Raw genomic sequence first — 15,281 nt, forward strand, 5'->3', positions numbered from 1 at the left:
TGCGCTCTATGAAGACTCGGTCATTGTGGTGCGCATTGCGTACAGTAATAGCGGACAACTTTCGCCCCGATATAACGGCTTTCAGCACCGAATCTTGAGCTCGCTGGACAGGTAACCGCCCTGTAAGGTGTTCGGTTTGCCTACCTGTTACGAGGACGTTCTCCGGCAACCGGGCGCCGTCAGGCCGGCACATTCGCCATCGGCATGCGCCGCAGGAGCGTCGTCGTAAGAGATAGGTAACCGCCTTCAAGGCGCTGCGCGTGGTCCCGCGCCCACTCCGCCGCGATTGGAGACGCCAGCGCTTCCTCGACCTGATCGAGCGTGACCGCGCCGCCGGCAACGATGCTCAGATTGTGATTGATCGGCAGGACGCCGGGCGGCACGCGCACGGCCTTGGGCGTCTTCGCGATCCGCGGCACGATCAGCGACTCACGCGACAGATCGAGCGCATGAAAGGACTCCGGCGGCATCCATACCTTGCCCTGCCGGCCGCGTTTGGCCATCAGGTGCATCCGGCTCGCCAGATGCGCCACGACTTCTGGCGCGGGTTCCTCGCGCGGGTACGTGCGGATCGCCCAGCGCGTCGGCGTGCCGAGCTTTCCGTTCTGGATATCGTCCGTGTCGATGGCCGGCACCAGGCACTCAGGCGGCAGGCCGCGAGCCGTCGCGGCGTCGACCACGAACACCCCTTCAGTACCGAGCCACGGCGCGATGCGGACGTCCGCGAAGTCACCGAGCAGCTGCATGCCCTCGTAGCGGGACTCATCCACGCCCGGATGGATCGGCTTTCTGCTCAGGTTCTGCCCGGCGCCGTCGTCGGATACGAGCACCACGGACACCGGATGCACGCGCGGCGGCGAGCCGGCGCGGCGCTGTTTGGGCCGGTAGAACGCCGTCTCGGCGCTCAGACGCTCCACGTGGGCGAGCGACAGACGCTGGCCAAGCCGCTCGCGCAGACGACTCGCACCAGCATTCACCATCCACCTGTCCGCCGTTACCAGCCCGATACGGCCCGCCGGGCGCACCGTGCGGCTGCATCGCTCGAGGAAGCTGTGCAGCATGTCGCCCCGCGCGTAGTCCGGCACGTGGCGGCTGTATTCGTTCCGGAGCAGATCGGGCACGTTGGCGGCGCGCAGATACGGCGGGTTGCCCGCCACGATGTCCCACTGTGGCGTCGTCGGCCCTTCCGTCAGGAAATCCCGGTTGTGGACCATGTCGTTGGCCAGCATCGCCGCGCGGGCTGGCGACCAGCCGTGCGAGGCAAGAACGACCGCGACGCGCGATCGTGCATCGACGCACGCCGCCGGATGAATCTCCCACCCCTCGATCTGGCCGCGCGGATCGAACCCTGCTGGCCTGGCTGCGAGCAGCGCGTCGAGCGCACGTGCGAGGAACATGCCGTCGCCGCAACTCGGATCCACGAGACGGCCGTTCCCGACCGGCCAGCCGAGGCGCTTGAGCAGGTCATCGACGACGGGGCTGGCGGTGTAGATCGCGGTCCTGACGTGCAGCTCGTCGATCGCGGCGCGCCGCGCGGCGGTTTCTTCGTCTTCGAACAGGAGCAGACCTTGAGAATCGGCGGATTGGGTTTGATGGTGCATGGGTTCGGTCGTGAAGGGTTCTTGTCTGGAATCAGTCCGGTAGGGCGCCTCAGGCAGTCGCCGCTGCCTTGCGGGTCTTGCCGGCTCGCGACGGCGGCGCGCAGAGGCCGCACACGAAGCTGTGGTGCGGATCGTGCGCGTGCATGACGAAATTCCCGCCGCAGCGCGCGCATGGCGCCATCGTGAGCAAACCCGAATCGAAGAAGCGCACCAGCGTCCAGGCGCGCGTGAAAGTCAGCACCGCTTCGTCATCGTCCCGCTCGATGTTCTCGAGGTAGAGCCGGTAACCCTTCACCATCGCCTGAATCGAGTCGCAGCGCGCCTCCCGCAGCATGAAGCGGTAGATGTTGTAGAACAGCGAGGAATGGATGTTCGGCTGCCACGTCATGAACCAGTCAGTCGAGAACGGCAGCATGCCTTTCGGTGGCGATTCGCCCTTCAGTTCCTTGTAGAGCTTGATCAGGCGATCGCGCGACAGGCTGGTCTCGGACTCCAGTAGCTGCAATCGCGCACCGAGCTCGATCAGTTCGATCGCAAGAGTGACCTCCTTGATCTCCCCGAGCACGCTCTTTCGGGCCGCGCCAGTGTTCGATCTACGCGTTACCTGATTCACCGCGCCGCCTCGGTCGTTTGATCCGGCGCCACGAGCTTGCCTTCCGCGCCGCCGCCCGCGGAAAATGCGTTCCTGGCCGTCGACACGAATTCCCGAATGAGATCGACACGATGCTCGATCAGGCGTGGTGCCATCGATTCGCCATCGCACACGTCCAGCTTGATGCGACAGATTTCGTTGCGATCGCGATGCCACTTGATGTCGATCTCCCGCGCAAAACTGAGCAGCTTACGCAGGAGGTCCTTTTCGACCTCTTCGATGGTTACCGTCCGTACCGCACCGGCTTTCTCAATGGGAAGGGAGCCGAGCAGCGCGCGGACAATCGCTGCAGATGCCGCTTCTACGGTCTGATAGGGACCTCCGAGTTCCATCGTCCGCATGGCCGATCCGTATAGCGCGTGGGCCTGCTTTTCGGTCAGCGTTGCCCCGGCTTGCGCTACTGCCACACGGGTATCGCGCGCATGCATGCACGCTCTTGCGTACCGCTCCATGTCGATCTGCGTGTAGCGCCGATCATCGCTCTGCGCCCCTGCCGCACGGGCCGGATGATGGCATGCGCCTTCGCTCTTACACTGGCCCGGCAGATCGCAGTGGCGGAACGAGCAATTCGCGAACGGCCCGGTGCGCTCATCCTGTGCCCCTGCCGCATCATCGGCGACGGGCCTGGCATAGCAATCAGGCGGGTTATTGGTGCACCTTGCAACGCACCCCGCGCACTTTTCCGGAGCGTCATTTGCGACGGTGCGGGCGGCGCGGTCCCAGTTATCCGCCTGGCCGGACGTCTGGATGCTGGCTACGCCGACCGTCGGCACGTCCGCAGGACGCCAGACCGTCGCACACGCATGGCACTTGTGCGACCGATGCGGGGGGTTATCCCAAGCCTCCTCACCATCGTGCGCCGGCTCGGGCGCGTCGACGTGTTGCAGACCACATGCCGGGCAGAACAGCAGCATCGGTATCGGCTGGCTGATGATGGCCTGTCCGGGCGTCTCCAGGGTAGCGTCGAGCAGCATCCAGCACTTCGCGCTGCTGTTCATCCATTCGTAGTCTTCTGGCGATGGGCCGTCGCGGAACTGGGCATCCACCCATCCATCTGCAGTGAAGTCCCATCGAGCGGCGACCGGCATAATTCGCTCGCCGTCGTGAAGCAGGACCGGCACGCTGTACTGGTCGCCGTAGAACTCCAGCGTCTCTGCTGCGGGAATATCCGGTACGCGCCTCCATCCCACCGGGATCGCCCCCTGTTGCGCCGCCTGCGGGGGGACAGTTTGCCCCGATTTTGTCACGTCGCTCATCTTGAATGTCCTCTTGACCTGTTCAGGAGGTCGTAATGGATACTTGGTTATGCATTCGTTGCCACAAGGAATGGGCCGTTGACGCTGAGAAAATCGGGATCGATTCGTTCGGCATCTATGTCTTCTGCCCGCACTGCGGCCGGAGGAATCAGCTCGAGAGCCTCGGCCATCGGCGCGGGGCACTTATCCTTCGGCAGACGGGGAAGTAGCAGAAGGCTGCGGGGCGGCGGCTATCGTGGCCCGGTGAGCGGCATCGAGTGCGTCGTCTCTGTCCTTCCCGGCATGCTCAGTGGTGTTGAAGGCAATGAGCGCCTTCGCGCGCATATCGTAGGAGCGCTCGATCGGCACGAGCGCATAGCCGGCCGGGATCGCCACCTGCGTGGGAGCGGTAGCGAGATCGACCGCGACGACGAGTTCGCGCCGCACTCGCATCGGTGCGCCGCCTTCGACCCAACTACCCTCGTCATGATCGTAGCGCTCGGACCGAAAATATCCATCTTGGTCCGGCACCGCGATCGTGTAGCTGTCGTACGGACCACCGTAGGTCGGGACATAACCAAGTTCCGGGTGATCGATCCACATGAAGAATGGCTTCCCAGTGACGGGGCATTCATCAGGACACCAGCGGCCTTCCTTCTGGTCACGCGCAGCTTCCGCCCCCGTCGCATTGGGCGACGAGGCGCGGTCCAGTTCTGCGAGCACGTCGTCGCAAGCTCCGATCGTGCCGCTCCAGCCGCCGGGCCAGTGCTCCACGCCACCCTTGATGAGTTCGATTTTCTTGCGGATTTCGACGAACGCCGCCCGCTCGTCCGCCACTGGCGGTTCGGGCTGCGCTGCGGCGTAGTACTTATGAACGCTCGAGCCAGCTTCTCGCGCACGTTCAGCCTCATCGGGCCGGGTGGTGATCTGTCCATGCGTGCCATGGTTGATCCACCAAATCGGTGACGGCATGCCGGACGGCGCTGCTTCGTGCTGCTCGACAAGGGATGCGGCGATAGCGGCGCGCGTGTTCCAGAGTCGTACGGCCGATGCACGCATGCCGTCGCGTGTTCCGCCGGTGCCGCTTACGCTGCAACACCAGTTCACGCAGGCGATGATCGGATGCCAGGATGCGCCTTTCCCTTTTTCGTGCGCCATCGCCTTCGCCCCGCAGAACGGGCACGGCAGCAAATCGTCCGTCAGTGCTGTGTTATTCGGCATGGTTGGCTCCTTCGAGAAGGGCAACGGCGATACGGATCGCAGCTCGCTCGCTTTCGTACAGTCGCGGATCGCTCGACATGCCTTTCAGCTCTCGCATGTCGTCGCTCGTCAGCCCCACCCGAGCAGGTGCTTGCGCGGGCGGCTGCGGGGGGCGGGCGAGTGCGCACACGAGATCGACCGCTCCTTCCGCCTCCGCCGCATTGGGCAACGAGGCGCGGGCGTCGAGCAGCCCCGACAGCTTCACGATCTCGACAACTACTTCGACGCAATCGACCGGCAAGCAGATTCCATGCGCATCGCAGATCGAAACCACGTCGTCGTAATCGAACGCCGCCCGCTCGTCCACCACTGGGGGGGCGGGCTGCGCGGCCAGCGCATACAGCAGCGTCCGCACCTGGGAGTCCGGCATAGTTTGCACATACCGCAGCGCACATCGCTTCACGCCTTCAATATCGGCAAAGCTGAAGCCGTTGCCGCGATACTCATCCATCAGTCGTTCGATCGGCGTGTTCTTTTCGGCCGGCGCTGCTTCGTGCGGCGCGATAGGGGAAGCGGCGAGGATAGCCGCACGCACCAAGGCACGGTCGACATCCTTGATTTCGTCGGGAAGCGTATCGAACGCCATATCGAATGACAGGTCGCCGACGCCTTTTGCCAAGTCGCGGCGTATGGCATGCATTGCGATTGCCGCAGCTTCGACACGCTCGTCCGTCAGCGCTGCAGCCGCATCGTTGGCGACGAGCTTGTTCGGATCACCCCGATCGAGGGCGACGATCGCTTGCTCGATTGCTTCACGGTTTCGCACCGGCACGCTCGTCCAGTCGAGATCCTTGAGGGCTTGCGCGATCGCATTCGTGTCCATGTCAGCCATTTGTGTTGTCCATCCCATTCGGGTTGAAAAGCCAGTTCCTACCGGGATCAGGTTGAGAGGCCGGTGGCATCGTCGGTCTGATACTCTTGGGCCTGAGAGGAAAGGTGGAACGTAATGTCCGCCAGCGCCCCCAGTCCCTGCGGTCTCGCCACGGTCTTGTCCACCCAGTCTGCAAGGTCAGTGCGGCCGATCCCGTTGAATGTCGCCTTCAACTGCACGGGGAGCTCGCCGTCCATCGAGTGCGGTGCTTTCGGCAACACCGCGTCGTCGGGAAAATTTTCTTTGGCGATCGCCAGTAGTTCGGCCCACGCCTCCGAAACAGCCTTGTCGCGTCGCATTCCGTTGACGGTCTGCTCAAGCTCCGAGTCGGGTATGCCAAGCCGACGCAACAATTCCGATGCGGAATCGACAGCCGCGTCCGTCATCTCGTCGACGATGGCTCGGTTCGGGTTTTCGCGATCGTGAAGGGATTTCAATTCGTCATCGAAACGAGCAACTTCGTCCGGGCCGAGTCCCAGCCCGGCGGCGACCGCATCACGATGTTTCCAGGCGCCGAGCAGCATGAGCCGGTGGACTTGCCATCCGGCGCTCGCTGCTTCGACATAGACGTCGCGCTGAAGCACCTGGATCGCTTTCACGCGCCCAGCCTCCAGGTCACCATCGCCCAGGTGGCGGATCAAGGCGCACAAGATCGGCCACTCGTTGCCACCGAACAGCCCCAGTGGCATGGCGTAACCGCAGGAAGGATGGAATCGCAACTCGAAGGCATCGCTCGCGTCGTCGTCGTCGCATTCCAGGAGAGCCTGATCGAGAGCGGTATCTCCGAGTTCCCCCAGCGCGTTGATGTGGTGGTCGCGGACGCAAACAGGGCGCAGGAGATCGAGAAGCGTTGCCCGGTACGCCTTCCGGATGGCGGCCACCCGATCGGCCGGCAAGTTCAGCTCACTGGCGCGGTGTGCCTGCTTCGTGGCATCCCGCGGCATCACCAGATAAGGCGAAAACGAAAAGCCCGGGCCACTCAATGACGGATTGACGCGGACGAAGACCTCGCAGTCCGGCGTCGTCAGCATCCAACTGGCAGACAGATCCTTGTAATCGTCGCCGCCGATATGCGGCGGACCGAAGCGCCGATGCATGTACGCAAAGAGCGTCGCCCACTGGCACTTCTTCAGGGGCGTACTGTCGAGGACCGCATCGTCCAGACTGTATCCGTCCCACAGGTCGCGGCATTCGACGAGCGTTCCACCCCACTGATCCACCGTCGACGAAACGAAGTTCGGGTCAGGCAGGTGACGAGGTTTGCGAGGTGTCTTCTTCGGTTCGGTCATTTTCTCTTCGGTCCGGCGAAAGTGCTCGTGGGTGCTCCGCGGTGGATAGCCCGGGGGAATCCACGGTGTCATCCCATCGTGCCGGACGAAGCGCGGAATTCAAGGTGTCGAGCGTCAATGCGGTACCGGGCCCCATTCCTCGCCGAGCGCCATATCCGCAAGGAAGCGCTCGATATGGTCGGGAGTGAGATCCTGGACATGGCTCACGAGGAGTTCGATGCCGTATGGGTTCGCGCAGTAGATGTAGTCCTCTTCGGAATAAAGGCCGTGGTCTTCGACGTGAACGGACTTCCTAGCACGAAGCATTTCGAGAATCTGTTCCGGAAGCGGGAGCTTGAGTGCAGGCCAGTCCTTCGCCGCGATCAGCTTCTTGATGCCCTCGCGTTCGACGGCCGCCTGCGCTTCACGTCGCTCGACCTGCTGGTCGTGGATGCCGTGCTCCCATGCCTGGGTGAGCTCGTCATCGTCCCGCAGCAGATGTGGGTTCGGCTCGTCCGCGTAGTGATACCCCGCGCGGCGGGCAAGCTCATACGCCCTGCGTCGGTGCCGGTCGAACGCCGGCGTTCCCACGTCGCCCGATGTCACGTACAGCCACATCAGCGCGGACTCGCACCGCGCGTCCAGTGCCAGCGAGAAAAGGCTTTCCACCTCCCCGCCATTCGCATCGTTCCGTTCAGGATTTACAGACGTGCCCTGCATACCTGCACCCTCGTATCGTTCTGTCACAAGGCGCATTCTATTCCGATACTTCCCGTCAGGAAGTAGTTTTCCGCCCGGCACTTATTTCTGCGGCACCGAGCGCCAGTGCAGCGACTTGGGTGAGGTGCTGGTCCGGTCAGGAAGTCAGCCGGGCTGCGCTCGCGGGGCTGGTTCTCCGGCTTGAGATGCCGGGCATGATCGGTATGATTTGAACGTGGACCTTCCAGCGGAGACGACGATGGCACACCAAGTAATCGCGACGTTTTTCAACGGCGGCAAGAATCTGGGCGACCTGGTTGTGTTCGAAAGCGCCGACACCTCGGAGGCCTGGAGGGCATGCAACGCGTATGCGGATCGGCCCGAAACCGAGCAAATTCAGGTCATCCGTCGCATGATCAACGCAACCAACGCGCTGTTTCATGTCCGGAAATGCAAGCCCGAGCCGCTGCTTGCGTAACCGAAGAGGTTTCCATGTCCGATATCGTGAAGGCCCTGTACGTGACAGACGATCGGGATCTGCCCGACGATGAGCAGCGCGCGCTCGTCATCTTTCCCGGCGGCAATGGCGACTGGTACGTCCAGGTCGCACCGAAACACGGCTGCGCGATCGAAGGCGTGCGGATCTGCATGTCGGGCGGCGCCGCGATGCATTGCCCGGGACTCGGCCCGGCGATCGCAGAAGCCTATCGGGCGATGATCGCCGCGCAGAATGGTGAACGACGGGAGCCCGTTCCCACGCGAGAGGAACTGGAGCGAGAGGTGCACGCATGGCGCACGGCATTTCCGACACATCAGTTCGACGGCATCTTCGATATCGTCGAAACCCTCGAATGAAGCCGGGACGATCAGTCGGAAAACGCTGCATCCGCCATTGACGCTGGCGCAGCGACCGCGACACGCGGCCCCCAGTAAAGTTGCGCCTGCCCCATTCCGCGGTGCCGCGCTGCTTGTCTAAGGTGCCGTCTGATCAGAGGTTCAGATACTCGAGCGCGTGCCCCTTGAGCAGGATGCACGTGCCGCCGGCCTCTTCCAGGAGTTCGGCCATGCCCCGCGACTCAAGCCACTCGAACGCCTCCTGGATGGCAGGGTCGGCTTCCTCGAGCGTTTCCACTTCGGTGCCGTCTTCGGCCGACAGCCCAAATGCCGGGGTGAGCGCTTCGGAGCGCACCGCGTGGGAAAGGAGCAGCTCGACCATGCTCTGGTCGGCAATCTCGATAGCGCGGGCCGCCTGCGCGTCGCTCGTTCCGCCCGAGGCTTCCCGCACATCGGCCGAGCTCGCGCCGGCGGCCGGCTGCTCGGCGATCGCGGCGACGGCGCGGCGCAATTCCTGCGACGCATACATTGCGCGTCGCATCTTGTGCTCTGCGCGCGTGCAGCGGCATCCGCCGTTGGTGTGCATCCCCTTCGGGGCGCGGATCACGCAGCCGCCGTCCGTGCAGCCTTCTACGGATGCCATCAAGGCATCGTATCGCGTCAGTGCGGCCGTCAACCCTTCCGGAATCGAAATGGTCCCTCTGGCCAGATGGAGATCGGTGATCGCGCGAAGGATGCGATCGATACCGGGATGATCTTCGAAGCCGAGCAGCGCGCTGATCGCGCCGATGTCCGCGCACGCCCGCTTGAACGCGGCCTGATAGTCAGGTTCCTCGTCGTTGCCCTGTCCGTTCATGTCATTCATCCGTGTTGAATCGTGAAATCCGTGGTTCTGGAAAGACCATACCGGGTCAGCACGGCAGATCAAGCCCACTACGCCCGGTGGATCAGTAGAGGCAAGCGTGCCATTCCTCGCCGTGGGCCATGTCCGTAAGGAAGGGCTCGATATTGGCAACCGTCATGTCCAGCGGATCGCCGAGGAAAAAGAAGCCGTGATCACCGAAAGGATCGGCGAAGCGCACGCTGTTCCCGTCCGGAAACAGCCGATGCCGCAGATGAGGCGAGACTCACCCCTCTGAAGGTCGACCAGCAGCTGCTCCGGTGCGGGAAGTCCGAACGCGGCCCAGTTCTTTGCGCGGATCAGCACCTCACGCGCCTGGCGCCGGACGCATTCGTCCGCTTCCTGCCGCTCTTTCCGCCGGCGCTCGACGCCCTGCGCCCATCCATCAACCGTCTCGGAATCGCCATCGAGCAGATGCGGCATGGGCTCGTCGGCGTACAGGTAGCCTGCCCGGTCGGCAAGTTCCCAAACGCGGCGGCGATGACGGTCGAACGCTTCCGTATGGAGGTCGCCGGCCGTGACGAGCAGCCGCATCAGAACGGCTTCGACACACGCATTGAGCGCCAGCGAGAACAGGCTGTCATTACAGACTGGATTGTCAGGTGATGTTGGCACGGGATCTCCGCAGTTTCGGTTCCGGAAACATCAGCGCAGCGAAATCCCTTGCATCCCCGTCCGACAGACACATCGGTTATCCTGCGCTTCTCGCTTCCTGCCAGGAAGTATATATGCCTACGGGCCAGAATCCCCTCCAAACGCACTCCACCATGCGCCGCGACCTGCACCCTGCGCAACACACTCCGTACGTGGCCGTGAGCGACCTGCTCGGCAGCGAGCAACCGCTGCCGAAACAGCTCGACACCACTGCAATACCGTGCGTTCGTCGTACCACGCCGTGGACGTGGCACTGCACGCCCCGGTATGGGAAGCTGCGAGCGCCGTTGCATTGCCGGGCTCCAGCCGCCGCACCTATCTCGTCGAGGACTGCCATCGGCGCCGGCGCACGGGCCACTTCGACGTCGTTACCGAGCCGGGAGTATGGCGCTGCACTGATTCTCCACCGCTGACAACACGCATAGACGATCTAATACCTGCCTCCGTTCGAGGCACTTGACAGTAGCCTCGATTGGGCAGAACATGATTTTGTGCTGCCTGCCTCCACTCGTAGCACTAGTCTCGCGGCAACGAGAGACGGGCTCCCGGTTTGCAGACTGGGGGCCCGTTTTGTTTTATATGACGAATTATTTCGGCCGCTTCCTGTCGACACAAAGCGCGTTGTCCGACGAGACTCGGGCGATCATAGAACCCCAATTTCGGACCGGTATTTCCGGACAGGTACTGGTTCTGGCTGGCGCGCATCGAGCCGTAGATCAACTTACCGCGGCGCAGCATCCACATTCTCGAATACGCCGTCGAGCGCGCAAGGCTGACCAACGCGGACGAGATCTAGCTTTTCGTGGGCGAGATCCATAACTCGGACATGACGTAGTATTCCGGTTGGAATTTACAGACGGCCCCGGACGAACCGGTGCGAAACACGGTCAGTGCAACCATCGACCGGGCGCGGGAATATGCAGCGTCGCCGCGACGGGCCTCGCGTCTGCCATTCCTTGCGGCAACACTTCTCGGTGCCTTCACGCCGCTCATGTTCTGGCTGACCTTAGGCGTCGCGGCCATTCGACTCCATCACTACCTCTGACGCTTCCAGTAAGGAATCACGCGCAGGGGAATGCGACCGCCTGCCCCTGCTCAACCTTCTCGCGACGCTCAAGCTCCGCAGTCAGCCGATGGATTCGATTCGCCAGCAGTTGCCGCTGCTCGGACGAGCGGGCGCGATCGCGCTGGCGGCCAGCGGCACCACGTCCTCCCAGCCTGGACGGATCGAACCGCGCTATATCAGCGGACACTGACGCGGATTTGCGTCGCTCGAGGCTCGCGATGCGGCTGAGTATCCGGAAAGCCGGGATAGCCTGTAGATTCGCGTCTGCAACCGCTTCGATCACACAGCAGGCGGTCGCGGCATCCGGACCATAGAACGCCAGCTCGACCGGCCAACCAGCATCGCGCAAGCGCGCGATCAACGCGTTGTAGTCGCGGTGGTCCGTTTCGATGCGCTTCCCGAGAATGGCTCCAGCGAGCTCAAATGCGAATGGATCGGGTTCGAGTGGGCGTGATGCCGCTGCCGGGCTTCGCTGCTGGGTCATTGCCTGATCTCGCAAACGCTGGCCAATCAGATGCCGGTCGCCACACGGTACACCGGCGCTCCGCCGGCGCCGACGGCTACGCCGAACGAATACTTCCCGGAATCCGTGGTGACGGTCAGGCGGCCGGATTCCTTGATCCCGGTGTCATCGACCGTCAGGTACTTCAGCGCAATATACCGATGATCAATCACGCCCTTGATGCGCAACCTGAGCGCCTTCGAGGCTTCGACCTTGGTAATCTCGCCCGGCAGTTCGAGAATGGAAACCCGCACCGGGGCGATTTCCAGCGTGCCGCCGTCCCGCACGATCCGACGATCGTTGTTAGTCGTAGCGGCACCGCTCTTCGCGATGTCGTACACCGTCGGGCCGCCGGGCGTCAGAAATATCACGTTCGTTGCGGACGCGCTCGAGCCGCGGAGCCTGAGAACGACATCCCGGGGATCCCTGCCGAAATCCACGTTCCAGTCGATCGAATCACCGATGAACGCGGCGCTGGGCGAGTCCGTCAGGTGGATAGATGGCTGAATGGCTCCCGCTGCGTGGGCCGTGGTCACACTCGCGGCGCATGCCGCGAAGATCAGGGAAACGAGTTTCTTCATGGGAATCGTTGCGTCCGTTTTGAAGGGTTGATGATTCGCGGCGCGCTGGATCAAGCAGACAGCAGGCGTCGGGAAGACGGTCGTACACTACTGCCGCCAGTGTACGGAGCGGGCCGCCATACAGAAATCCCGAATGGCCATCTATCCCGGGGGCATTCCCAACATTTACGGCTTGCTGTCGCCGTGGCGCCTTACGCCGCCACGCGCTTCGGCCCGCGCCGTTTGCCCCGGACCATTCGAAACCGCAGGCTCCGTTGATCCACGATCGCGGCGGGTACGCAGACCTCGCGCATCGAGCCTCTCTCCTCACCTTCCAATGGTGACCAGTTCTACAGGGCCGGGATCAGCATTCGAGGCGTGTAGTCTCGAAAATCCCGGGGAAATACCCGAAAACACCCAAAATCAACGACCGGAAGAAGCGTTTTCAGGTCAAAACTTCGTGAATCCATCTAAAGACCGGCATTCCGAGACACTGGATTGCGCGAAACATCGATTCGTTAGCGAGTTCTTACGCGGCGCTCGGGAGTGGTACGCAACAATCCACCATTCGCCACCAATCATCCCGGCACGCGCCGTGAAGCCGGTTACCTACAGTCCAAACCGCCCCTGCTCGCCCGCGCGACCAGGGAAGCGCCCCTCCGGAATGGCTGGGACAGGATTGGGAGAGGCGAGCACGTTAGGCACATGGGAAGGCCAGTTGCCTTCGGTCAGCGGATGGAGGAAGGCAACCTCGCGGATCGTCACGAGGCCGAGCAGCCACGCGAGCATTTCGCCTGGCCGGCGCGTGGCGATCCACACACTCCGGTCGGAATCCGTGACACCCACGGTCAGCCCGGAATCGAGATCGATCCCGAACGAGACACCGACCATCGCGCCGAGCCAGAGCACCCGGGCGGAAACAGAAGACCGGAGAGAGCGATTCGCAGCCACGATCCCGCGCGGAGCATCCGCCGAAACGTAGGCCGCCCTGCCGGCGCCGGTGCCGAACACTTCGATACGTCCGATCTGGAACCCGTCGCACCACGCCATGAGCGTTCCCCACGCACCGGGGAGGTCCACACCGAATTCGTCGCGGAACTCCCGAGCCGTTGCGCCCATCAGGCTATCGCTGACCGGAATCGGCATCGCCGCAGTGCCATAAATGCCGTCGGTCGCTCCAGTCAGGATTTCAGCCAGAAAATCGAGCAGCGAGCCATTGCGCACCAGGCGATAGTCAACGCCATCCGCGACGAGCTTGGCCTTCACCTCGCCTACTTCCTGACCGAGCATCCAGCGAACCGGATCCTCGGCCGAGCGGCAAACCCAGTTCCGGCCGTCACGCGCCCATTCGGAGGCAACCTCGCGCACGTTCTCCCCGATACCATCACGACTCAAGAGCAGCATCGATGCCTCCATCTTCCAGTCCGAAATCGTCGGCGTTCTGGTCCGTCACGCCGTTCGTGCCATCGATTACCTGAAGCATGTTGTTCAGGTAGGTCGCGCTCGCCTCATCCCCTTCCTCGGACATGATCCGGACGTACACAGGCGTCGAAAGCAGCGCCTCGAGCTCAGTCCGCAGCGCAACCGTGGGCTGGCCGGCCTCCCCGAATGTCATGAACTCGTACGGAACGGCCGCGTCCTGCGGGCGACGCTTACCCATCGCACGAGCACCGACCATGTAGAGGCTGACGAAGCCATGACGCTCGAGCGCCTCTCGGATCGCATCAAGCTGCGGCTGAAGCGCATCCAGCTCCGCGATCGCGCGGTTCTTCTGGATTTCGCCCATGTTGACCACGCTGCCGCAGTAGGCGCTGATGATCGACACGCGTGAGTGGCCGAGAAGCTGCGCCACCAGTTGAGCCGCCACGCGCGTTTCGCCGCGCAACGGGCTATTGCCACCCCTGATCGCGCTCTGGACACCCGACAGGTGCTCGAACTCGTTATTCGCGACCTCGTGGCGCAGGCCGTGGAGCGTGACGCCCAGATCGGCCTTGGTCAGCCCGAACTTCTTGGCGATGTACGAGAGGCGGCGGGCATTGGTCTTGAGCGATTCACCCGGCCAGCCCAGAAAGCCGTCACGGTCCTGCACTACGGCTTGAAGCTGGCGGAGTACGTCGAGCTTTTCCGGCGTGTCGAGAGGAAGCACACGATACCGGCCTCCCTTCGTGCCTTTCTTGATGGGAAGCCCCGAACCGCTCGCGGCAATTGCGACCTTCAGTTCCTCACGCGACACCTTCACATCGGTGAACGCGACGATGTTCGTGGTACCGCCCACTACTACGGTCGCATATGGACGGATACAGACCATCTCCAGGCGGCGCAGCCCCCACGTCCGGCCAGCGAGCAGCATCAGCCCGGCTCGCTCGTCGGCCTGCCGAATCTGGGCCAGCTTTTCGTCGATGTTCACGCCGTTTCCAGACCAGCTTTTATCCGTCTGCGCAGAGAGCGCGCGTGTGCCCCGCTTTGGGTCTTTCACGTACTGCGCGGTCGGGCCGATAAGGTCCGGCTTACCGATCCAGTTGCAGAAGATACGGAAGGTCGTGATCCGGTTCTGTATGGTCGACGCGGCCTTGCGCTCGTCGACCCACTTATCCACAAGCGCCTGCATGTGCTTCTGCCGGAAGCTGGTGATCGTGTCGAACCGGTATCCGAGAATTCGCAGCTCTTGAAATCCCTGATAGAGGATATGGCCACGAGCTTCGAGCGTCTTGTCCGATGCGCGCCGGTCGCCGCGAACCGTCCGCAGGTTCTCCTGTTGCTTGAGAAGGTCGGACAGCTGCTTCTTCCAGTTCCCGTGAGGAATAGAAGCCTGAGCACCCGCCCTCGGCGCATCCGCTGTTTTACCGTCCGTATCGAAGAAGTCCGTCATTCCTGCACTCCTGATCTGTTCCTGCTTGCCCTGGTGTGCTCTGACGGTAGGCGCGTGAGCACGTCGATTGTTCAACCGGTCTCATTCCCGCAGGAATCGGCGCATAGGCGTTCCAATCCCTCCGGGCTTGAGGCCGGGGCTTTGCTTCTGTTCCTACGGGGTGCTTCTTGTCGCCTTCCGGAGCGACGGGGGATGGCAGTGCCTGTACGTTAGAAACTTCTGGAACTGCACAACCGATCCCTCGGCCGTACAGATGCGCTTTCGCGCCATCCCCGCTTGTGTCCTGAGCGGGGAGCCTTTGTCGCGTTT

General features: G+C 62.9%; 15 protein-coding genes. 2 read left to right on the plus strand and 13 right to left on the minus strand.

Annotated elements, in window-relative coordinates; translation table 11 throughout:
- Positions 1-179: 179 nt before the first annotated feature.
- The 7 genes from G3O06_RS01240 to G3O06_RS01270 all read right to left on the minus strand — a co-directional run bounded on the left by G3O06_RS01240 (position 180) and on the right by G3O06_RS01270 (position 7,607).
- The gene (locus G3O06_RS01240; protein WP_205814627.1) at positions 180-1,601 is read right to left on the minus strand and encodes an N-6 DNA methylase; all 1,422 of its coding nucleotides are present in this window, start codon (positions 1,599-1,601) and stop codon (positions 180-182) included.
- A gap of 49 nt (positions 1,602-1,650) precedes the next feature.
- Positions 1,651-2,214: a flagellar transcriptional regulator FlhC gene (flhC, locus tag G3O06_RS01245; protein ID WP_205814628.1), complete on the minus strand. Its 564-nt coding sequence runs from the start codon at positions 2,212-2,214 to the stop codon at positions 1,651-1,653.
- On the minus strand, positions 2,211-3,509 hold the full coding sequence (locus G3O06_RS01250) for a hypothetical protein (RefSeq protein ID WP_205814629.1): 1,299 nt from the start codon (positions 3,507-3,509) through the stop codon (positions 2,211-2,213). The genes flhC and G3O06_RS01250 overlap by 4 nt, the downstream gene beginning before the upstream one ends.
- 183 nt (positions 3,510-3,692) lie before the next feature.
- Entirely contained in the window at positions 3,693-4,709 is a 1,017-nt protein-coding gene (locus G3O06_RS01255) for a Lar family restriction alleviation protein (RefSeq protein ID WP_205814630.1), read from the minus strand.
- Positions 4,699-5,580: a hypothetical protein gene (locus tag G3O06_RS01260; RefSeq protein WP_205814631.1), complete on the minus strand. Its 882-nt coding sequence runs from the start codon at positions 5,578-5,580 to the stop codon at positions 4,699-4,701. The genes G3O06_RS01255 and G3O06_RS01260 overlap by 11 nt, the downstream gene beginning before the upstream one ends.
- Positions 5,581-5,627: 47 nt before the next feature.
- Complete coding sequence (locus tag G3O06_RS01265; protein WP_205814632.1) at positions 5,628-6,908, minus strand: hypothetical protein; 1,281 nt, start codon at positions 6,906-6,908, stop codon at positions 5,628-5,630.
- 114 nt (positions 6,909-7,022) lie between these two features.
- Positions 7,023-7,607, minus strand: coding sequence for a hypothetical protein (locus G3O06_RS01270; RefSeq protein ID WP_205814633.1), 585 nt, complete (start codon positions 7,605-7,607; stop codon positions 7,023-7,025).
- 214 nt (positions 7,608-7,821) lie between these two features.
- Between G3O06_RS01270 and G3O06_RS01275 the strand changes: the two genes are divergently transcribed.
- Both G3O06_RS01275 and G3O06_RS01280 read left to right on the plus strand, forming a co-directional pair.
- Positions 7,822-8,064 (plus strand): hypothetical protein, encoded by a 243-nt coding sequence (locus tag G3O06_RS01275; RefSeq protein ID WP_205814634.1) that lies wholly within the window; start codon positions 7,822-7,824, stop codon positions 8,062-8,064.
- A gap of 14 nt (positions 8,065-8,078) precedes the next feature.
- Positions 8,079-8,441, plus strand: coding sequence for a hypothetical protein (locus tag G3O06_RS01280; RefSeq protein ID WP_205814635.1), 363 nt, complete (start codon positions 8,079-8,081; stop codon positions 8,439-8,441).
- A 133-nt stretch (positions 8,442-8,574) separates the two neighbouring features.
- Here G3O06_RS01280 and G3O06_RS01285 read toward each other — a convergent pair whose 3' ends face one another.
- The 6 genes from G3O06_RS01285 to G3O06_RS01310 all read right to left on the minus strand — a co-directional run bounded on the left by G3O06_RS01285 (position 8,575) and on the right by G3O06_RS01310 (position 14,972).
- Complete coding sequence (locus G3O06_RS01285; protein ID WP_205814636.1) at positions 8,575-9,276, minus strand: hypothetical protein; 702 nt, start codon at positions 9,274-9,276, stop codon at positions 8,575-8,577.
- 162 nt (positions 9,277-9,438) lie between these two features.
- Positions 9,439-9,936 (minus strand): hypothetical protein, encoded by a 498-nt coding sequence (locus tag G3O06_RS01290; RefSeq protein ID WP_205814637.1) that lies wholly within the window; start codon positions 9,934-9,936, stop codon positions 9,439-9,441.
- Between the two features lie 1,100 nt (positions 9,937-11,036).
- Positions 11,037-11,525 (minus strand): hypothetical protein, encoded by a 489-nt coding sequence (locus G3O06_RS01295; RefSeq protein WP_205814638.1) that lies wholly within the window; start codon positions 11,523-11,525, stop codon positions 11,037-11,039.
- 26 nt (positions 11,526-11,551) lie between these two features.
- Positions 11,552-12,124, minus strand: a complete 573-nt coding sequence (locus G3O06_RS01300) for a hypothetical protein (protein WP_205814639.1) — start codon at positions 12,122-12,124, stop codon at positions 11,552-11,554.
- 588 nt (positions 12,125-12,712) lie between these two features.
- Entirely contained in the window at positions 12,713-13,507 is a 795-nt protein-coding gene (locus G3O06_RS01305) for a hypothetical protein (RefSeq protein ID WP_205814640.1), read from the minus strand.
- Entirely contained in the window at positions 13,488-14,972 is a 1,485-nt protein-coding gene (locus tag G3O06_RS01310; protein WP_205814641.1) for a site-specific integrase, read from the minus strand. The genes G3O06_RS01305 and G3O06_RS01310 overlap by 20 nt, the downstream gene beginning before the upstream one ends.
- Positions 14,973-15,281 lie beyond the last annotated feature (309 nt).

Origin of the sequence: Burkholderia sp. Ac-20345, assembly GCF_017104825.1 — a bacterium.
Lineage (GTDB): Bacteria > Pseudomonadota > Gammaproteobacteria > Burkholderiales > Burkholderiaceae > Burkholderia > Burkholderia lata_B.